Raw genomic sequence first — 20,405 nt, 5'->3', positions numbered from 1 at the left:
ATAAACAAAGTCATAGGACTAGGTATGCCCGTTAGAAGCTAACGGCTAGTCAAATATGGCATCGTTGATCTTCAAGCTGATTTGATCAACAACGCCCATATAAACCCTAATATTATTTTATTGTTATTAGTTGCATAGCAACTTTTTGAACTTCAAGTTGAAATATATGGACAGTATTCGACTCGATTTCTAGGGCGTATATTTACTAATTAACTCCTCACTCACAATATTATCCATCTGGAATTGCAGACCTAAATCACTGTTTTATGTTTATCAAAATACCTTTTAAATTCAACACTTTAAATATAAATTACAAAATTAAAAACTAAAATAATCTCTATTGCACAACACAGGTTAAATAACAATCAAAACTTGGGTGGTTTTATAGCAACACGCTAAACCACTTAATTTTAAATTATATTAAACTGTTTTAATAACCATCATATTTTTTATTGGGATTTAAATTAATCAAAGGTTAATGAAGCAGTATTTAAAATATTAATAGTGATAATTAATGTACATCATTAATTTTTTATGAGCCATTTAAATAAATTAGCCCATATCAAAAAGATAAACTTTGAAAGTGGGTAAATTAATTTTCGAAATTATAGTGGGACGTTTTTCATTAAAGTCAGCCTGTTATTACTGAACTATTTAAAGTCAGTTAATTGGAGGTATGTGAGAGGTAATACTAATAGTTTGGATATGAAAATTCTGATTACTTGCTGATTGATTAGCTAGTGAAGCAACAGCAACAAATTGAGAACGAAGACTGACAAAGAAGCTAAAACGAACAGTAAGTTTCAGACAAAAAAATGGCCGCTATCTGCGGCCATTTGGGTTAACTCAATGAGTTATGGAGTGTGAATCGCGCCATCAGGAAGGCGACTTTGAGTCCACTCGTGGGGGCGATACATAACAGGGAACTCAGCTGCAACCTCTCGGTCGATTTCAACACCAATACCTGCGATTTCAGAAGCGTATAAGTAGCCATTAATTGGCTCTGCAGCGTTCGGGAATACCTTGTGTGTGTTCTCGTTGTATTCGACATGTTCTTGAATAGCGGCATTGTGTAAATGCACATTCAAATGCGTGTTTACCGCTGCACCAATTGGCGTCATATCTGGCGGGCAATGCCATGCAATACGAACACCGAAGTTCTGACATAGATGGCCTAGTTTCAGAGCAGGGGTAATACCACCAATCTGAGAAACATGGCAACGAATGAAATCAATGCGACGGTTAGCAATCAATGATTTCCACTCTTCAGGGTTATTAAACAACTCCCCTAAACCTAATGAAACTGAGCTTTGGCTACGAATATTATCCAACCATTCCGTTTGATTTGGCGGCAGAATATCTTCAATGAAGTAAGGCTTATATTGCTCGACTTCTTTGGCAAATTGTATCGCTTGGTTCGGGAATAGGCGCTCATGAACATCATGAAGAATATGGAATTGGTTACCATATTTCTCTCTCAGCGACTTAAACATCGTTAGAGTATTGTCCATGTACTGATCTTGGTCGTAGTACGAACCTTCAGTCGGGTTTTGAGTAGTATGCAAATCGGTTGGAACACCGCCATAGAAACCAAGCTGACAACGAATGTGCTTGTAGCCTTTGTCTAGGAAAGATTCCACCAGCTCATAAATCCCTTCCATCGTGTCGCTAGTCGCGTGTGTGTATACAGGAATAGCATCACGAGACTTACCACCAAATAGTTGGTGTAGCGGCATGCCTGCCAATTTGGCTTTAATATCCCACAGTGCCATATCAACACCAGAAATCGCATTATTGATGACAGGGCCATTTCGCCAATAAGCGTTGACCATCATCATTTGCCATAAGTCTTCAATATTGTTGGCATTTTTACCAATAAGAATAGGTTTTAAATATTCATCGACCATTGTTTTTACAGCAAGCGGTCTTTGTTGGAATGTCGCACAGCCAAAGCCAGTCACACCTTCATTCGTTTCAACGACAACGGTAATGAGATTGTGTCTGTCTGGCTTAGTAATAATACAATGGATATCGGATATAATAGTTTCTTTCACAATTAAATAACCTAAACTTAAGTCAACTCCTATTATCTAACCGCTTTAAAAATCACATTTCAAGCGCTAATTTTTGCCCAAAAATAATTGGTACGTTAAGTGTTTTTTTTTGATAAACAAAACATACCAATTGGCAAAAAACGCTGAAAAATTAATTTTTCGAATTTTAAATGTGATTGAGATCTCTTTTTACTCCGTTGGATTTAAATTGGTTGTCGTTATGATTTCTCGAGTTAAATATATTCCAATAACAGGTGTAGTATGCAAATGGTAGAAAAGAGTGATGCCGTTGTGAATAACTCTAAGTCATCATCGAAAAAGAAAAATTTCAACGAAAATATACAGTTATTAGTGACCGCTGTTGGCGGTGAAGACAATATCGTGAGTATCACGCACTGTATGACAAGGCTGAGATTCAAATTAGCAGACGAGTCGCTGGTAGATGAAGAAGCGATCAAGCAGATCGTAGACGTGAAAGGTGTGGTCCTTCAACAAGGCCAAACCCAAGTCATCATTGGAGTTGAGGTCGAGAAATGGTTCAACGCACTCTCAAACACTCAACAAGCTGACGCAGCTCCTGCTGATGAGCTAGAGAAAGGCAAGCTATTCCAAGGTGTGATGCGCATTGTCGCGGGTATCTTTGGTCCGGTTGTACCCGCTATCGCAGGCGCGGGTATGTTGATGGGCCTGTTGTCTGGTCTTATTGCGACCAATGTAATCTCTGAAACCTCAGACACAGTTTACTTCTTCCGTTCTATCTCTGTTGCTGTGTTCTTCTTCTTACCTATGCTGGTTTCTTTCTCTGCCGCTAAGGTATTCAAAGTAAACGAATACATTGCGCTTGCTGTCTCTTCTGCAATGCTAGCGCCTCTGCTCGTTGATAAAGCAACAATGCTAAAAGATGCAGGTGCTGCTCCGGAGTTGACCGTTCTTGGCGTGGTTCCTATTGAACTTCTTAACTACGGCGGCGCAATCGTTCCTGCGATTCTAGCAATCTGGTTATTGTCTAAAGTGACTCCGTTAGTTGACCGTCTAGTTCCTTCTTCTGCGAAGCCTGTATTTACACCACTGCTTGCCTTTACGGTAACTTCGACCATCACGCTATCATTTGTTGGTCCTGCTGGTATCTGGCTAAGTAATGGCGCAGGTTGGGTAATGAGCTCACTACTGGAAATCTCTCCGACGTTAACGGGCTTTGTGTTTGGTCTAACTCGCCCGATTACCATCGTATTTGGTATCCACCACAGCATGACGCCGATCAGCCTTAACAACTTTGCACTGTATGGTAAGGATCTACTGATGCCAATCATGTGTTTGGGTAACATGGCAATTGCGGGTGCGACAATGGCTATCTGGCACAAGCAACGTAAAACGGTTTCTAAAGAGCAATCTTCAATTACGATGGGCTCAAGTGTCACCGCTATCTTAGGCATCACGGAACCGGCTCTATTTGGTGTCCTCACTAAATACACCAAAGCGATGATGACCGCGAGTTTGGCTGCAGGTGTGTTCGGTGCTATCTCGGTAACAATCGATACGCACTTAACAAGCTACATTCTTTCTTCTGTATTCAGCTTGCCAGCTTACCTTGCAGGCGGTACGCAAAACTTCATTCAAGCACTGATGGGCGTGGTGGGTGTATTCGCACTGTCTTTCGTCCTAACGATGTTGTTCGTAAAACTAGACAACAAGTAATCGGCTAGTCTCACTCCCGTAAGATTAGAATCGAAAAAGCATGATCATATCTCGTTATGGTCATGCTTTCTTCAATACGAACAAACCCAACCTTTCCTTTCTAAGGCTATATTATGACCCACATCGCAATCATCGGTGAGTGCATGATTGAACTGAATGGGGCTCCATTTGGCGACATGCATCAAAGCTATGGTGGAGACACATTAAACGCGGCAATCTACTTGAACCGCAGCGCTGCGGTTAGCAATCCCATGAGCTGCAATAACACTGCGAATCCAGCGATACGAACTAGCTATATCTCAGCGCTAGGCTCAGACGCTATCAGTCAAGAGATGCTTAACCGATGGCAAGATGAAGGACTATCAACCGAGTTCGTGCTTATTGACGAGCAGCGTTCACCCGGACTCTATCTCATTCAACTCGACGATGTTGGTGAGCGCACCTTCCTATACTGGCGCAACGATTCGGCGGCTCGCTACATGGTACAGCACCCCGATTTCGATAAGATAGCCAACCAACTTCGTGATGTTGATATGGTGTTTCTGAGTGGCATTTCCCTCGCGATACTGCCACACAGCGATCAGCTAAAGTTGCTCACTATCATCGAAGGCCTGCGTGAACGTGGCGTTACCATCGCCTTTGATAGTAACTATCGACCAAAGTTGTGGAGCTCAGAGGCCGCAACTAAAGAATGCTATCTATTGGGCTATAAAACGACCGATATAGCCCTAGTCACGTTCGATGATGAGCAACTGTTGTGGAGCGATCAAACACCACAAGACACCATAACAAGGCTGCATGCTCTCGGTGTCAAAACAGTTGTAGTCAAGCTTGGTGCTGAAGGCTGCTTGATCAGCGAAAGCCCCGTAAATGAGCCCGTAAAAATCACAACGACACCTGTCGAGACTGTGGTGGATAGCACCTCTGCTGGCGACTCTTTTAACGGCGGTTTCTTATCTTGCTATCTCGCTGGAGGTTCTATTGAAGAAGCCTGCCATCAAGGTAATGCATTAGCCAGATTGGTGATTCAACATCATGGCGCAATCGTCCCAAAATCCATCACCGACACTCTTTCAAACTGATATTAAGAAGTACACATGTCTACAATTAACGAACAGCTAAAAGCACTTAAAGTTATCCCTGTTATCGCCATTGATAACGCAGAGGATATTATCCCTCTAGGCAAAGTATTGGCTGAGAATGGACTTCCAGCGGCTGAGATTACCTTCCGTTCAGACGCCGCTGTTGAAGCTATCCGACTGCTTCGCCAAGCACAGCCTAATATGCTGATCGGCGCAGGCACCATCTTGAACCGTGAGCAAGCACTCGCAGCAAAAGAAGCGGGCGCAACGTTTGTTGTATCACCGGGCTTTAATCCGAACACAGTTAAAGCATGCCAAGAGATCGGCATCGACATCATTCCAGGTGTGAATAATCCAAGCACCGTTGAAGCGGCATTAGAGATGGGACTAACGACTCTCAAGTTTTTCCCTGCCGAAGCATCTGGCGGCATCAGCATGGTTAAATCACTCGTTGGTCCATACGGCGACATTAGACTGATGCCAACTGGCGGTATCACGCCATCAAACATCGATAACTACTTAGCCGTGCCTCAGGTATTAGCCTGCGGTGGCACATGGATGGTGGACAAGAAGCTGGTTGAAAACGGTGAGTGGGACGAGATCGCACGCCTAACGCGCGAGATTGTTGAGCAAGTGAATCGTTAAGCGATACCGTTCTAGAAAGGACAAACTCCCTTGATTCCATAACAACGAAGCCACAGCAAAACGCTGTGGCTTTGCTTTTATCGGGTTGTATAAATATCGCTAACTGTCCGTCGTCGTTAACGGCCTTTTCCCATCACACGCTCCTTTCTCAAGGTCATATAGCGGGCTGGCCCCATGACTGCTCCATCGGTGATCTTCCCTAGCCAGTTTTCTATATTGAGTCGGCGTAACCCCAATGTACGTTTGGAAGGTTTCATAGAATCGGCTGCTCGAATTGAAGCCCACCGTGAGTGAGATATCGAGAATGGTTCTATCCGTATCACTCAGCAAAGCACGAGCGTGGTTGATACGCATCGCAGTAATGTACTGCTTAATGGTCATCTGCATCGTTCGCTGAAATACGTTCATCGCGTAGTTGCTGTGTAACCCGATATGTTCAGCGATACCTTTAACGGTTAATGGCTGATTATGGTGAGTCGCAATGTATTCCAACATCTGGCTGACATAGAATTGGGAGTGTTTCGATACCCCTTTTTTGGTCGACTTATCCTGTCGATTTACCAGCAGTTGTTGCCAACCATCAAGGCAGATTCGTTTAAGCATTAAGCCAATTTCATCCATAGCTAACTGTTGACGACTTTCGGACGAATGTTTTATCTCTTGTGCCCAACGGGAGATTTCAAACTCACTGATCAACGCACAGGAATTCGATTGCAATACACTGCCGTGAGTTATCTGATTGATAAAATCCCGACTGAGAGCCCACGACATAAAATGGTGAATCGGTATGTTAATGATCCCCATATTATGGCATTGACCTGGATTGGTAAGTCGATGCGGTACCGATGCCCAAAACAAGCCAATCGATCCGCTTTTAACCACAACCGGACTGCCGTTAATGATGTACTCCACATCATCTCCAAAGGGAATATTCACCTCAACTTGACCATGCCAATGATAGCCTGGCATGGAGTGAGGCGCTCTGAGTTCGATATCGATTTTCTCATAGGAAGAATAGAGAGAAAGCGGACTTACCGACACGGTCTCGGATGAGTACTTATCTAAAGTGATAATTCTCACCGTATCTGGGGCTGATTGCGGCATATCTCGCTCCTTAGGAAATCGTATAGCTGAGTTTTAGCAGTTCCTCAATAATAAAACTCTGAAGGCGATCATAGAGCCGCAGTACCCCAATTCATAAGATCATCACGATGTGATTAGAGTCAGTATCTTAAGTGCAAAACTCGCTTCATTGCATAAGCTCTCTCCTTAAAAGCCAGCAAGTTGTCCCATTTCCTAAGATTTTCGTTGGGTGATTTAAAAATATTAGAAAACGGGAGAGCTATTAGATTATCTGAGACGAATCGACATGGGTTCTAGGTGTAATTTATCTGCATCAACAAAGAACTCAGAGAGATAAAGGATTCCACTATGCAAAGCCCTAAGATCACATTCATCGGTGCTGGCTCAACCATTTTTGTTAAGAACATTCTTGGTGACGTTTTCCACCGTTCGGCATTACAAAACGCTCATGTCGCCTTGATGGATATTGATGAGACTCGTTTAGAAGAGTCTCACCTTGTCGTCAGTAAGTTGATGGAATCATCAGGCGCGACTGGCTCTATTTCATGTCACTTAAATCAGAAAGAAGCGCTACAAGACGCAGATTTTGTCGTCATTGCTTTCCAAATCGGCGGTTACGAACCTTGTACCGTCACAGATTTCGACGTGTGTAAGCGCCATGGTCTGGAACAAACCATCGCAGACACACTTGGCCCGGGCGGTATTATGCGTTCACTGCGCACAGTCCCGCATCTTTGGAGTGTCTGTGAAGATATGACGGAGGTTTGCCCGAACGCGACCATGCTCAACTACGTCAACCCAATGGCAATGAACACATGGGCAATGTACGAGAAGTACCCTCACATTAAACAAGTCGGTTTATGTCACTCTGTACAAGGTACAGCTGAAGAACTAGCACGAGACCTAGACTTAGATTACGCAGACCTTCGCTACACCTGCGCTGGCATCAACCACATGGCTTACTACCTGACCCTTGAGAAGAAAACAGAAAGTGGCGAGTACGTCGACATTTATCCAGACCTACTTGAAGCTTTCGAGAATAGCCAAGCACCTAAGCCGGGTATTTATCACAATGGTCGCTGCACCAACTTAGTCCGCTATGAGATGTTTAAAAAGCTTGGCTACTTTGTGACAGAGTCTTCTGAACATTTCTCTGAATACACCCCCTACTTTATCAAGCCAAATCGTCCAGATTTAATTGAACGTTATAAAGTGCCACTTGATGAATACCCTAAACGTTGTGTCGAACAGATAGCCGATTGGAAAAAGGATCTTCAAGAGTTCAAAACGGCCGACAAGATCACCGTTGAGGAATCTCACGAATACGCTAGCACCATCATGAACTCCATCTGGACAGGTATACCGAGCGTCATCTATGGCAACGTTAAAAACGAAGCCTTAATCGATAACTTACCGCAAGGTTGCTGTGTTGAGGTCGCTTGTTTAGTTGATGCGAATGGTGTGCAACCGATCAAAGTTGGTCGCCTACCAAATCACTTAGCGGCATTGATGCAAACCAACATCAACGTTCAAACTCTATTAACCGAAGCCATTCTCACTGAAAACCGCGACCGTATTTATCATGCTGCGATGCTTGATCCTCATACTGCCGCTGTACTTGGAATAGAAGAGATATACGCGCTGGTTGATGACTTAATTGAGGCTCATGAAGGTTGGTTACCAGAGTGGGTTAACAAGTAATTTCATACTAATAAAAATACAATAACGTGAATATTAACGCCTTCTCAGTGAGGAGGCGTAAGGAGTGGCAATGAGTATCTCAATGAATACCAAGCTCAGTTATGGCTTTGGCGCATTTGGTAAAGACTTCGCAATCACCATCGTCTATATGTACCTAATGTTTTACTACACCGATGTGGTCGGTATTTCTGCCGCTGCAGTCGGTACTATTTTCCTCGTCGCGCGTATCTGGGATGCGGTCAATGACCCAATTATGGGATGGCTAGTCAATAACACCCGCACTCGTTGGGGTAAATTCAAGCCTTGGATTTTAATCGGCACACTCGCCAATTCAGTCGTTCTATTGATGGTGTTTAGTGCTCACTATATCGAAGGCCCTTGGCTAATCGCTTACGCTGCTGTCACCTATATTCTTTGGGGCATGACCTACACATTAATGGATATTCCTTTTTGGTCATTGGTTCCAACACTCACCTTGGATAAGCGTGAACGTGAAGAGCTCGTCCCATACCCTCGCTTCTTTGCTAGCCTAGCTTGGATTGTCACTGCGGCTATCGCGATGCCTTTCGTGAATTACGTAGGTGGTGACGACAAAGGGTTCGGCTTCCAGATTTTTACACTCTTGTTGATCGCTTGTTTCTTGGTATCAACTTTCATTACATTGCGTAATGTGAAAGAACGTTATTCAACCGCCAACCTAGACACAACTCAACCTGAAGAAAAGGTTTCACTGAAAAAGCTACTGTCACTTATCTACAAAAACGACCAACTGACCAGTGTTCTGTGTATGGCGCTGTCTTACAACCTTGCGACCAACATCATTACCGCCTTCGCGGTTTACTACTTCACTTATGTAGTCGGCAATGAAGAGCTGTTCCCGTATTACATGGCGTATGCAGGTATCGCGAACCTTATCACTCTAGTGTTGTTCCCTAAACTTGCGAAAATGTTCTCACGCCGAGTTTTATGGGCCTGTGCATCCACTTTCCCTATCTTAGGCAGCGCGGTACTCATCTACGTCGGCATGTATGACAAACAAAGCATCCTGCTGATATCAACGGCAGGCGTCTTCCTACAAATCGGTACAGCTCTGTTCTGGGTATTGAACGTGATTATGGTGGCAGACACGGTCGATTACGGTGAGTTTAAACTGGGTTCTCGTTGTGAAAGTATCGCTTATTCAGTGCAAACCTTGGTCGTAAAAGCAGGTTCGGCATTTGCCGCTTTCTTTATCGGCATCGCCCTCACTGCAGTTGACTATGTGCCCAACGTAACGCAAAGCCCTGAAACCGTCTTCGGCATGCAATGCATCATGGTCGGCCTACCTGCTTTCTTCTTTGCCATTGCGTTAATCATCTACTTCCGCTTCTACAAGCTGAACGGTGCATACCACCAAAAGATTCAAGATCACTTAACCGAGAAATACGACCACATTACAAATGATGGCTCAAGCACAGGAGAAGCTTCGAAGCCAACCAAACCAGTACAAGCAATTTAGATCCAAGTAATAAGTCAAAGAAACTGGGGGCAGAAAAGTCAAAACAATCAGCACATCATCGATGCAAAAATCCCGGAAACTAAAAAGCCTAGCGAGTAATCGCTAGGCTTTCGTACATTAAAACAATAAGTGATACTAGGGGAAAGCATCAGTTCTAATCAGGCGAGCTGCACCTGTATTCAGAACTTCTTTATTTTAGCGGGTCATTGTCAGGAAGTGCATTATGAAGCCAGAGTGCTAAACGCTTCTTGATGTTCGCGCCATCAAGCTTGTCGTCCGGTAACGGTGTGATCTGATTGACTTCAACAAGGAACAAGTACACCGCTTTAACCTTTATCGGTTGGGATGAATTTGGTAAATCAAAACCTTGTAGCTTTGCCATCTTAAAACCGACTTCAACTGCTTTTTTTACCAGCTTATCTTCATTAATGATCTTCGCGGTTTTCGACATATCATCTCCATCATCTTTATCGAATGAATACTGAGTATATCAAACCGAAAAACTCACAAGATTACTTCGCTCTCAATTTGAGGAGTCGCTTTGATAAATAACGTAAAACGAATAACAGGCTCTAGGCTGATTCTAATTCGGTTGGCATTTGCGATATCAATGGTTATACGCAAACGATCTCTTAATAAAATACTCAGTAAATGAGATCTTAAGTCAAGAAACAAAAAGTTGAATAATATTTGACTTAGCATTCCAAAGAATACGGAATACTATGTTTCTTATTTAGATGATAAACATTCTATATAATACAAATAACCTTCTGTTATTTAATCAGTTTTATACTAAAACGACTTAGATCATATTTACTGGTTCTTGTAACAGAATGTTATTTACAAAATACTCATTAAGAAAATAGAATAAACCCACTAATATTATACTGGTGTTAAAAATGCGTTACCTCTGGGCTTCATTCTGTCATAAAAACCCAATCATCGGACGAATCGTTCATATCTTGGTTATGTTAGTTGCATTAGCTTCTATCGTTGTTCCATTGATATCAAAAGACGCAACTACAATCATAGCTTCACTGTGTGTTGCTCTAGTATGCTTCGTGATTTTTGTCTTCTTTGCGCTCGCCGACAAAATGCGCTCAGGCATGCATTAATCAACCAATCAGTTCTCTATCACCAAGCATTCTCTTTTTAAAAATTCATTATAAAATGCTGGTTACCAGATACGGAAAAGCCCAAAGTTATTAGCTTTGGGCTTTTTGATACCAGTAATCATTAACTCAGCAACGCACTTAATATAAGTGTGTAAATTCTTCGATACGACTCTTACCGCGCAATAATAAAAAGTTCAAAAATCGGGATGTTGAGGTCGTGATTATTTTGTCTTCTTCCACATCGTGCTTTTCAAGTAATGCTTTTACAAGACCCAGATGAGCAATCTCTTCACAGAAATGCGCATCAGAACCTGTAGAAAAGTAAACGCCAACTCGCTTGCCGATCTCGACAATTTTTGAGCATCGCACATCGCTTCCTTTTCGGCTCTTGCCTGTCAGTGACGTATTGTTCACTTCAATTGCAACATTGTGCTCCTTTGCGCACAGCAGAACCGCTTCCATATCGAACTTGTAGTTTGGGTTCCCTAAGTGCCCTAGCACATCAACTTTGCCACTCTTAATAACGTTGATTAACGCCTGTGTATGTTCTTGCTTCGTCGAGGGCTTGAAAACTTGCTCATGTAAGCTCGCAATCACCCAGTCTAAATGTTGGTAAGAAGAAGGAGGAAGATCCAACTCTCCAGCAGTGTTCAGTGTGTTGGCTTCCACACCACGCAAGATACCTACATCGTGCAGAAAGCGGGGCAAAATCCTTTGGTTATTGAAAAACCAGTAGTGGGGGGCTCCCGGCATTTCAGGAGCATGATCCGTTGTACAAAGGAGTTTTAGCCCCTTATTTTTCGATGCCAGTGCATTTTCGATAATGGTGCTATAGGCATGGCCACTTGCCAATGTATGAGTATGGCTGTCGACAACAATCTCCATTATGACCTCCTAAATTGTTTAATTGATTTGAAACGAACCGTCTTTACTCATGAAGAGTGTTAGGTCAGCAGGAATAGAATTGTCTAACACTTTATCGACGTTTTTTGAGTCTGAATTTTTATAGAACTCGACCGCCTCTTCTAATGTGGTACCTCCTCGCACCTTGCGGTTTACTAAGCGCTCTTCGAGGAACTTAGCGTCGGTGTCTATGAAGATGGTGAAATCAGCCAACTCATGCAATCCATTCCAAACAGGCTCGTTCAGTAACAACCAGTTGCCTTCAATCACGACAATGTCCTTGTCTACCGAGATTGCGTCATCCACAGGATCATGAAGATTTCTATCGTAATACGGCCACGTAGGATTTTTTACTTTCAGCTGTTTCAACTTATCGATCAACGAGGTTAGGTTGAACGTTTCGTGAGAGCCTTTAATGGTACGGAGTTTAATTTTCTCTTCATCACGAACGATGTAGTTTGAGTCCAATATCTCATTGGGGTAATGAAAACCGTCAAATGGCAATACCTGAAGTGGCTCAACGTTGGTTTGGTGATGGGACAAATGCTCCCAAAACGCGGCTAACGTCGATTTACCACTGCCAGGAGGCGCACACAAAAAGATAATCGTACGCTCTTTTTTCTGCTCAAAAAGTCGCGTAAATTTTTCAACCAGTGGTTTATGAATCTGTTCAATATCTTTATCAGGGAATGTCGCTTCGGTTTCAAAGCCACTCACATTTAAGGAAACTTTCATGTTCAACCTTATCCTAATATCTCTTTCTCAATACTTTCCAACAAGTTCTCGCAACAGAGTTTCAGCACTGTTTTAATCAGCGATTCGTAACGTGTTTGAGTGAATGAATCGAATGACGAGAATTTTAATTGGTTAATTGAATCTAAGTAGAAGCTATCTTTGCCTTTCGAGAGGTTTGATTGATTACTGATGAAGTCGTAAACCATGTCATCGCCAAATGTCAGCACTTGCGATTGCTTACTAGTGTATTCATACATTTGATCGAATAAGCCAATATCTGCGTAGGTTTCCAAAGAGATCTTACCCATCGCAAACATCAATTTAGAGGCGACGTCGGTTGTCACAAGAGGCCCATCTTCTTTTAAAAGAGGTACGACGGCGTACTCCATCACCAAAGCATCTTGAACAAACACGTTCGGTAATAGCTTTTTCAGTTTTTGGTTTATTAACTTATTAGACGCTTCGATCAAACTCGTCGCGGAATCACACTGTTCCAATGCATCCAATAATTCATCTTGCAACAAAATATCAATTACCTCATGAAGCTGTGGTGGCAGGCTCGCCACCACAATAATGAACCATATTAAACGGTTAAGCTCACATCATAAAATTCAAGTAGCGCTTTTTCTGCCAATTCATTCCAAACGTAATTATTGGCTTTCAAGATTTCATCAAGCTCCAGGAAGAATGGAGACTGCTCTGCCAGTGTATGGAATTGGTCAATCGCTGTCAGCGGTAAGTCGATATGTGGGTAAATCAATTTCTTGCCACCCGGAATATCTAACTGATTGAGAATTGTATGCGGTGCTGCTTCTAGACCACCAACGTGTGTCAGCATAAATGAAGGGTTGATTTTATTCGCTTCTGAAAGCTCAATAGACTCGACCATATCACCCGTAGAGCCACCAGAAGTGCCAACAATGTGAGTCGCTTCGTAGTGAACGTTATAGAAGTTGAATGGTACTTTGAACTGCTTGTCCGTTGGGCCAGCAAAGAAATTTAAGCAACCATCATTGCCTAGCAACTCATCCGCTTGCTCAAGCACTTGTGCAACTGCGGCATACACCATGACATCATCATACCCCTTGCCATCATTCAACTGCTTAAGGTGTGAGACAGGATCTTCTAACTTAGCGGTATTCACATAGAACAGTTCGATACCGTTCTCTGCTGCTTTTGATACAGGAATTAGGCTCGCAGCTCGCTCTAGGCGCGCTTCGTCAATATCGGTGACAACGATTCGACTTGGTTTGACTGGACCATTAATCGCGTAGTCAATTGCACCAATACCCATAGGGCCTGCACATGCTAACAATGCAAGAGCACCGCCCTCTTTGATGCCCATTTGATGCTCATATACGTAAGGCGTTGTATGGTAGCTTGCGTGGAACGCACCAATGATGCATGACATTGGCTCTGCAAGCGATGCGTTTGCATAGTAAGAGCTCTTGTATGGCAGAACACAGTCTAAATCAATCGCTACCTTAGGGATGATTGAGTACGTCGCGTTACCACCAAATGTCTCATAGCTGTAGCCTGCTGAGTAGCCTGTTGGCAAGCCCATAGCAGGTTGCAGTACAAAAGGTTCACCTGCCGTAAAACGACCTTTCAGGTTTGCACCCACTTCCACAATCACACCTGCGTATTCGTGGCCTGTCATTACGGGAACTTCAGCAATATTTCCCGGTACACGTTTATGGTTGCTGCCTAACAGTGCTGCTTTGTAAGTAGAAAGACAGATGCTGTTTGAGATATTTTTAACTAAAAGTTCATCATCAGAAATTTTTGGAAGATCGAACGTTCTAAGTTGAACATCTTTTTCACCACGGATAACAGCAGCAGTTGTTTGAGTCATGATTTTCTCTCCGAAAGTGGGACCACTGAGTGGCCCCAAAATTTAAATTAAGCTTGTTGACCAATGGTATTCATTAGGTTGTCTAATGCAGGGTCATGTAAGAAGTTCTTGATAGTCACTACTGGTAAACCCGTTGCTTTAATCGCTCTATTCTCTAGGCTCTCGTGAGTCACCACCACATCGGCATCAGTTGGGACTTTTTCGATGGCAAAGTTTTTAACTTGAACATCGTAGCCAGCTTTTTCTAGTTTGCGTTTGAAAGTCGATGCTCCCATGGCGCTTGAGCCCATTCCCGCATCACATGCAAAGGCAATAAATTTGATGTTCTTTGCTTCTTTTGGCTGTTCTGTTGAAGCCTGAGCTGATGCTTTTGCTACCACACCTTCTGCTTTCATATCTTTCATGTCGGTTATCGACTGTTCAAACTCGTCTTCTGATTGTTCTTTCTTGCTCACTTTCAGGATTGCACTTGCGACAAGGAAAGACACAACCGTTGCTGAAGCCACACCTGCGATGGTTGCGAAGAAGCTACCTTTTGGTGTGAGAGCTAAGTAAGAGAAAATCGAACCAGGACTAGGGCCAGCAACCAGACCACCATCAAGTAGGTTGAACGTGGCAATACCTGTCGCCGCACCAGCAATCATCGCAACAATCATGATTGGCTTCATTAGCACGTATGGGAAGTACAGCTCATGGATACCACCGAAGAAGTGAATGATGATTGCACTTGGTGCTGATTTCTTACTTAGACCTTGACCAAATTTCGCGTAAGCCAAAAGCATACCTAGGCCAGGACCCGGGTTTGACGCCACCATAAAGAAGATCGATTTGCCCGTTTCCGCCGCCGCTTGCAGACCTAATGGGTAGTAAATACCTTGGTCGATAGCGTTGTTTAGGAACAGTACTTTTGCTGGTTCATTAATAATGGCAAGTAACGGTAGAAAACCAGTTGCTACAAGCGCTTCGATACCCGATTTAACGAATAGGTTCGCAGCAGTCACAGCAGGGCCAACAATCGCGTAAGCAAATAGACACATCAACATGCCGAAGATGCCTAGCGAGAAGTTGTTTACCACCATCTCAAAACCTGAAGGGATCTTGTCTTGTAAGCGTTTATCGATTTGAACGATCACCCAGCCACTCAATGGACCCATGATCATTGCGCCAACAAACATTGGAATCTCAGCGCCAGCGATAACACCCATGGTACCTATCGCACCAGCAACTGCACCACGCTTATCCCCGACAATTTGTCCACCGGTATAACCAATAAGCAGAGGAAGTAAATAAGTGATCATCGGACCCACTAATTCACCAAAATATTCGTTAGGCATCCAACCTGTTGGAATAAATAATGCAGTAATAAAGCCCCATGCGATGAAGGCTCCAATATTTGGCAATACCATCGCAGTCAAATGACCACCAAAAGATTGCACTTTTGCTCTTATATTTGTAGACACGGTATATTCCTTATTTTCAAAGGTTATTCTTAGTAGCTTTTAATAATTTCAAGTACGTCAGCTTTTGAAGATGAAGCCGCCAGCTTGGCAATGTTTTCTTCATCAACTAACATTTCACTAAGTGCTTGAATAACCTCGATGTGTGTATCTGAATCCTTTGCAGCTAATGTTAATAAGACATTCGCTGGGCCCATTTCTGAACCGAAATCAACTGGGGTTGAAAAAACATGGATACCCAACCCAGTCTTTAGTACACCTGCTTCTGGACGGGCATGAGGCATAGCAATGCCTGGACAAAGAACATAATAAGGTCCATTATCATGCGTTGACTGAATGATCGCGTCTGCGTAGTTATCGGTAACGTAACCTTTGTCTTGCAAATAACGAGTCGTTTCTTTAACTGCATCTTCCCACTTATATTCAGAGTGGTTAATGACATCAATTAGGTCGTGGTCAATAAGGTCATAAAGCATAATATATCCCAGTTATTCTTGTTCGTTGTTGTTGGGATTATTATCAATGGAAGTTGTCGAATCGAGAAATGGCAAAGAAACGTGACTTTAGTCACCTACAAATAACTGTCAATCGAATATTTCTGCGTTACCCCTCAATTTCAACCTGTAATTAAATAACAAATTTATAATTAAAAACAAGTCAATAGTTTAAGTTTGACAGTGGACTCAATAACTAAAATTAATTTAAAACAACAAAATGAGATATGAGTTCAAATTAGACGGTTGACCATAAATTAATTGTGATAATGGTTATGTTTATATTCGTAAAACAGGGAATGTAACACGCCAAAATCAGTGACCAAGATCGCGTATGAAATCTAAACACCATTCAACTGAAATTTTACGACATAACAAACTGCTAACTCACTCATCCAGCCTCACGACATGAAAACGACCTGCATAAAAAGTCAGACGAAACTCCAAATACGGAAAAGCCCAAAGTTATTAGCTTTGGGCTTTTCTTCTAGCGACTGTGGTTGATTACAACCGAGTGATACGACAACCGAGGCTTACAGCGTCATATGCAGAATTGGAAATGGTTTTCCCATGTCATCAAGTGGGGAGCGTGATTCAATTTTGAACCCCATGTGCTGATAGAAACCTACCGCTTGTGGGTTTTGCTCATTAACGTCAACTTTGGTGGCTGCTAACTGCTCAATCGCATGTTGCAATAACACCGTGCCTACGCCTTGCCCTCGAACTTCATTTAAAACGAAAAGCATCTCAACTTTTGCATCATGGACACCCACGAAACCAACAATCGAACCACTTTCATTTTTAACGCATTTCAAAGAGACTGCAGGGAACGCATATTCCATGATGATAGGTTTAAAAAACTCAATATCTTCTTCTGTAATAAAGTCATGAGTTGCTCGGACTGAATTCTCCCAAACCTTAAGCATTTCTGCATAATCTTCAGGAAGCACATTTTCTATAGTCATAATTTTCTCTAGATTAAACTGAATATAAACATGTGCAGCCGCGAAGCTATAGTGTAACAGGCATTAATAATACAAAACAACAGCGTTCACTATCGACTCACTCTACCTCACTGCCTCTATTAATCGGGCATGACCACAATACCCATGCTTTCAAGCAGTTGCTCTTGCTGCCACGCGACGATTTTAATCCCCGATGTATCTACCTTGCGAGGATCTAACCCTTCTAATTCAGCATGGCATAAATTAGCACCTTGCATACTGAATTGACCCCATACGTCTTCCGAGAACACACCTCGGCTGAGATCAGACTCTTTCAGTGACGCGCCGCCAAGGTAAGTGCCTATCCAACGGTTCTCAAACAGCTCACACTTCTCTAAACAAGCTTGTTCAAAATTGGCGTATGACAGATTACAGCCCGTAATATACGCAGAGCAAAAATACATTCTATTGCTTACCTGATTGGCAAAGTTAGCACGAGTGAAGTTAGCCCCTTTCAAGTCGCATTCACGTAGCTCAATCCCATAGCAATTCGCATTACTAAAATTCGCCATCGCCAGCTGGCAATTCTGGAAGCTTGCATCTCGTAAGTCGGCAACATCAAAGTGGCATCCCTCAATATCGCCTTGTTCAATAAACTTACAGTTAATAAACGTTGCGTCACGTAAGTTCGAACGTCTGAAATCACAACGGATAAACGTGCAGGCTGTAAATGTAAGCTCTGATAAATTTTGCTGAGCAAAACTGTGGTGATTGTAAGTGCTGTTATTAGTGTCCATTTAGCCCCCTAAAGAAATTACGCTAAGACTACCATTGCGACCTGAAGAAAACATCAAATTAAAAACCAACAAAAACAGCAACTTAAAACACCCCAATTTGGTCATTTTAAGGCACCAAACAAGCTCTTTAAGGTTGTTATTTTCGTTTTATAGCATGCGCTTATCTTGAAAAAAGTTTTGTCGCTTAGAAGTGTAAGCAAGAGAAAAATCAATTTGACGAAACGAGCCAATTATTGACCGCGTCCTAACGCGCTAGACTGGACGGTTGGTATGTTGCTGGTTACACTATTCCTCATTCTCAGCATAAAGAGTAAGAACAATGAAAGACATGCGACAAGCTATGCTCGATGCAGGGTTTAGCCTTATTAATGAACACGGGTTTGCTGGTGTTGGCCTGATGAAAATCATCAACCAAGCGGAAGGCACGAAGGGTTCTTTTTACCACTACTTTAAATCCAAAGAACATTTTGGTGAGATCCTGCTTACTAACTACTTTGATGAGCATCTCGCTAAGCTGGATGACTTTTTAAGTGATGAGTCGCTTTCTCGTCGTGATCGCGTTAAAGCCTATTTCGAGTTTTGGTGTGCATCGAAACTGACTGAAGACTTCAATATCCAATGTCTTGTCGTAAAACTGGCGGGAGAAGTATCTGGGTCTGCTAACCCGTTGCAATCGACCATGGCAGAAGGTGCAGAAAAGATCATCCTGCGTATGGCGAAGCTGTTTGAAGAAGGTAATGCCGAAGGTGATTTCACTATCGCAGAGCCAGAATCGCTATCTCGAACGCTTTATGGTTTATGGCTTGGCTCAACGCTCATGGCCGCTATGCAGCGTAACCGTTCGATTCTAAACAATGCCATGGATGAAACCATTCTTGCCATGAGCCCAGCACAAGAATCAGCTGACTAGGTGCCCGTTACCAAATACCAAATACCAAAAGGCTCGCACAATTTAGCGAGCCTTTTATCTAACTTTAAATCTTGATTGAATCCATTCACGCCTACTCCATTACCCCAGACGAGACGCAATATTATTGGCTTTGAGTAAGCCCTTAATAATTGGGTCGATATGCTTGAAGAAGCTCAGCCAACCTTCACAGAGATAATTTAACCCCGCCTCACCATCTCGGCTTGTGATGATACGGTTTTTGGGGCATTCGCCATGACATGCAAATTTAAACTCACAGGCTTGGCATTGTTTCGGCAGAGACTTCTGTTTGGCGAACCCAAAACTCTGCTGCTTTGGCGAGAAGGCTAAAGTTGAAAGTGCTTGTGCCTGAATATTACCCAACTGAAATTCAGGAAAGACATAATGGTCACATGAATACACATCGCCATTGGGCTCAACCGCTAACCCTTTGCCGCAGATCTCACTCAAGGTACACATGGTGCTTTCTCTGCCCATCCACACTCCGACAAAATTTTCAAAGTACGGCACTAATACCCGACCAAAATCGTGCTCAAACCACTCGTCAAAAACGGTATTGAGGAACTCTCCCCATTGCACAGAATCGACACTCCAAGCTTCAACCTCGCCTGATACGGGAATGATCGCTTGTTGGTTGCTCAACCATTTATTGTTGGTGTGAGCTTCGCGCTTATCGACCACAGGAATAAACTGCAACTGCTTCGAACCCACTTCATCGCGTAGAAAGCGATAGACCTCTAATGGATACTTTCCTGTCACATCATTCACGCAGCTTAGGGTCGCGAACTCGACGTTATGTTGCTTCAAGTAGCGAATACCACGCATTGTTTGAGAAAAGGTTCCTTTGCCTGCACGGTTGGTTCGGTAGTGATTATGTAAGTGCTCTGGGCCATCAATGCTCACACCAATGATAAAGTCATTCTTTTTGAAGAACTCGCACCACGCATCATTCAATAAAGTGCCGTTGGTTTGAAGGTCATTGCTGATCTTACTGTAGCTAGGACAATATTTTTTCTGCAGCTCGACGACCTTTTGAAAGTACTCAATCCCCAACAAGGTAGGCTCTCCACCATGCCAAGAAAAAATGATTTCAGGCGTGTTCTGCCCCTCTATGTACTGTTTGATATAACGCTCTAACAGGACTTCATCCATCGTATATTGAGAGCCTTTTGGGTATTCAAGCAGCTGCTGTTTCTCTAGGTAATAACAGTAGGTGCAACTGATATTACACACCGCCCCAATCGGTTTTGCTAGCGCTTGAAGCTTGCTGTGTGCTTTACCATTGAACTGCGGAATTGAACTCAAATTTGATAGCGATAGTGTCGTCATGAAGAGTGCCTCGATGTAAAAGTTATTGTATTAGCTAAAACAATTCGTAATTCCTTTACACGGTGTTCACCGGCCAACCAAGCTTGATGG

19 protein-coding genes are annotated in these 20,405 nt (G+C 42.9%); 7 read left to right on the top strand and 12 right to left on the bottom strand.

Annotated elements, in window-relative coordinates; translation table 11 throughout:
- Nucleotides 1-854: 854 nt before the first annotated feature.
- The gene (locus IQQ51_RS12200; protein ID WP_004732372.1) at nucleotides 855-2,054 is read right to left on the bottom strand and encodes an enolase C-terminal domain-like protein; all 1,200 of its coding nucleotides are present in this window, start codon (nucleotides 2,052-2,054) and stop codon (nucleotides 855-857) included.
- A 261-nt stretch (nucleotides 2,055-2,315) separates the two neighbouring features.
- Here IQQ51_RS12200 and IQQ51_RS12195 point away from each other — a divergent pair, with 261 nt between their 5' ends.
- The 3 genes from IQQ51_RS12195 to IQQ51_RS12185 all read left to right on the top strand — a co-directional run bounded on the left by IQQ51_RS12195 (nucleotide 2,316) and on the right by IQQ51_RS12185 (nucleotide 5,476).
- Nucleotides 2,316-3,749 carry a PTS transporter subunit EIIC gene (locus IQQ51_RS12195; protein WP_193841214.1) on the top strand — a complete coding sequence of 478 codons (1,434 nt, stop codon included), beginning with the start codon at nucleotides 2,316-2,318 and terminating at the stop codon, nucleotides 3,747-3,749.
- Between the two features lie 113 nt (nucleotides 3,750-3,862).
- On the top strand, nucleotides 3,863-4,831 hold the full coding sequence (locus IQQ51_RS12190) for a sugar kinase (RefSeq protein WP_193841213.1): 969 nt from the start codon (nucleotides 3,863-3,865) through the stop codon (nucleotides 4,829-4,831).
- Between the two features lie 15 nt (nucleotides 4,832-4,846).
- Entirely contained in the window at nucleotides 4,847-5,476 is a 630-nt protein-coding gene (locus tag IQQ51_RS12185; protein ID WP_193841212.1) for a bifunctional 4-hydroxy-2-oxoglutarate aldolase/2-dehydro-3-deoxy-phosphogluconate aldolase, read from the top strand.
- 99 nt (nucleotides 5,477-5,575) lie between these two features.
- Here IQQ51_RS12185 and melR read toward each other — a convergent pair whose 3' ends face one another.
- Nucleotides 5,576-6,580, bottom strand: a complete 1,005-nt coding sequence (melR, locus tag IQQ51_RS12180; RefSeq protein ID WP_048610301.1) for a transcriptional regulator MelR — start codon at nucleotides 6,578-6,580, stop codon at nucleotides 5,576-5,578.
- Nucleotides 6,581-6,907: 327 nt separating this feature from the next.
- Between melR and IQQ51_RS12175 the strand changes: the two genes are divergently transcribed.
- Both IQQ51_RS12175 and melB read left to right on the top strand, forming a co-directional pair.
- Nucleotides 6,908-8,260, top strand: coding sequence for an alpha-glucosidase/alpha-galactosidase (locus IQQ51_RS12175; RefSeq protein WP_193841211.1), 1,353 nt, complete (start codon nucleotides 6,908-6,910; stop codon nucleotides 8,258-8,260).
- 70 nt (nucleotides 8,261-8,330) lie between these two features.
- Nucleotides 8,331-9,758 carry a melibiose:sodium transporter MelB gene (melB, locus tag IQQ51_RS12170; RefSeq protein ID WP_048610299.1) on the top strand — a complete coding sequence of 476 codons (1,428 nt, stop codon included), beginning with the start codon at nucleotides 8,331-8,333 and terminating at the stop codon, nucleotides 9,756-9,758.
- A 190-nt stretch (nucleotides 9,759-9,948) separates the two neighbouring features.
- Here the strand turns inward: melB and IQQ51_RS12165 are convergent, their stop codons facing one another.
- A complete protein-coding gene (locus tag IQQ51_RS12165) occupies nucleotides 9,949-10,209 on the bottom strand; it encodes a DUF5062 family protein (RefSeq protein WP_050620307.1) in 261 nt (86 codons plus the stop codon).
- Nucleotides 10,210-10,657: 448 nt separating this feature from the next.
- On the opposite strand from IQQ51_RS12165, the gene IQQ51_RS12160 reads away from it, so the two are divergent.
- A complete protein-coding gene (locus tag IQQ51_RS12160) occupies nucleotides 10,658-10,873 on the top strand; it encodes a hypothetical protein (RefSeq protein WP_017065847.1) in 216 nt (71 codons plus the stop codon).
- A 138-nt stretch (nucleotides 10,874-11,011) separates the two neighbouring features.
- Here the strand turns inward: IQQ51_RS12160 and IQQ51_RS12155 are convergent, their stop codons facing one another.
- From IQQ51_RS12155 to IQQ51_RS12120, 8 genes are all read right to left on the bottom strand, one after another.
- Nucleotides 11,012-11,758, bottom strand: a complete 747-nt coding sequence (locus tag IQQ51_RS12155) for a phosphatase (protein ID WP_193841210.1) — start codon at nucleotides 11,756-11,758, stop codon at nucleotides 11,012-11,014.
- An 18-nt stretch (nucleotides 11,759-11,776) separates the two neighbouring features.
- A complete protein-coding gene (locus IQQ51_RS12150) occupies nucleotides 11,777-12,511 on the bottom strand; it encodes a nucleoside/nucleotide kinase family protein (RefSeq protein ID WP_050620304.1) in 735 nt (244 codons plus the stop codon).
- Nucleotides 12,512-12,519: 8 nt separating this feature from the next.
- Complete coding sequence (locus tag IQQ51_RS12145; protein ID WP_164091097.1) at nucleotides 12,520-13,038, bottom strand: MltR family transcriptional regulator; 519 nt, start codon at nucleotides 13,036-13,038, stop codon at nucleotides 12,520-12,522.
- Nucleotides 13,039-13,094: 56 nt separating this feature from the next.
- Nucleotides 13,095-14,366 carry a zinc-binding dehydrogenase gene (locus tag IQQ51_RS12140; protein ID WP_193841209.1) on the bottom strand — a complete coding sequence of 424 codons (1,272 nt, stop codon included), beginning with the start codon at nucleotides 14,364-14,366 and terminating at the stop codon, nucleotides 13,095-13,097.
- A 47-nt stretch (nucleotides 14,367-14,413) separates the two neighbouring features.
- Entirely contained in the window at nucleotides 14,414-15,826 is a 1,413-nt protein-coding gene (locus IQQ51_RS12135) for a PTS mannitol transporter subunit IICB (RefSeq protein ID WP_082152263.1), read from the bottom strand.
- Between the two features lie 29 nt (nucleotides 15,827-15,855).
- A complete protein-coding gene (locus IQQ51_RS12130; protein ID WP_019824525.1) occupies nucleotides 15,856-16,299 on the bottom strand; it encodes a PTS sugar transporter subunit IIA in 444 nt (147 codons plus the stop codon).
- A gap of 551 nt (nucleotides 16,300-16,850) precedes the next feature.
- Complete coding sequence (locus IQQ51_RS12125) at nucleotides 16,851-17,282, bottom strand: GNAT family N-acetyltransferase (protein ID WP_048610289.1); 432 nt, start codon at nucleotides 17,280-17,282, stop codon at nucleotides 16,851-16,853.
- A gap of 119 nt (nucleotides 17,283-17,401) precedes the next feature.
- Nucleotides 17,402-18,058: a Qnr family pentapeptide repeat protein gene (locus IQQ51_RS12120; protein ID WP_193841208.1), complete on the bottom strand. Its 657-nt coding sequence runs from the start codon at nucleotides 18,056-18,058 to the stop codon at nucleotides 17,402-17,404.
- Between the two features lie 319 nt (nucleotides 18,059-18,377).
- Here IQQ51_RS12120 and IQQ51_RS12115 point away from each other — a divergent pair, with 319 nt between their 5' ends.
- A complete protein-coding gene (locus IQQ51_RS12115; RefSeq protein WP_050712294.1) occupies nucleotides 18,378-18,968 on the top strand; it encodes a TetR/AcrR family transcriptional regulator in 591 nt (196 codons plus the stop codon).
- A gap of 99 nt (nucleotides 18,969-19,067) precedes the next feature.
- Here IQQ51_RS12115 and IQQ51_RS12110 read toward each other — a convergent pair whose 3' ends face one another.
- Nucleotides 19,068-20,315: an anaerobic sulfatase maturase gene (locus tag IQQ51_RS12110; RefSeq protein WP_193841207.1), complete on the bottom strand. Its 1,248-nt coding sequence runs from the start codon at nucleotides 20,313-20,315 to the stop codon at nucleotides 19,068-19,070.
- Nucleotides 20,316-20,405 lie beyond the last annotated feature (90 nt).

The organism is Vibrio sp. OPT18, assembly GCF_015163615.1.
GTDB classification, from domain to species: Bacteria; Pseudomonadota; Gammaproteobacteria; order Enterobacterales; family Vibrionaceae; genus Vibrio; species Vibrio coralliirubri.
The sequence above is the reverse complement of the archived record's forward strand: the minus strand, read 5'-3'. Positions and strand labels throughout refer to the sequence as shown.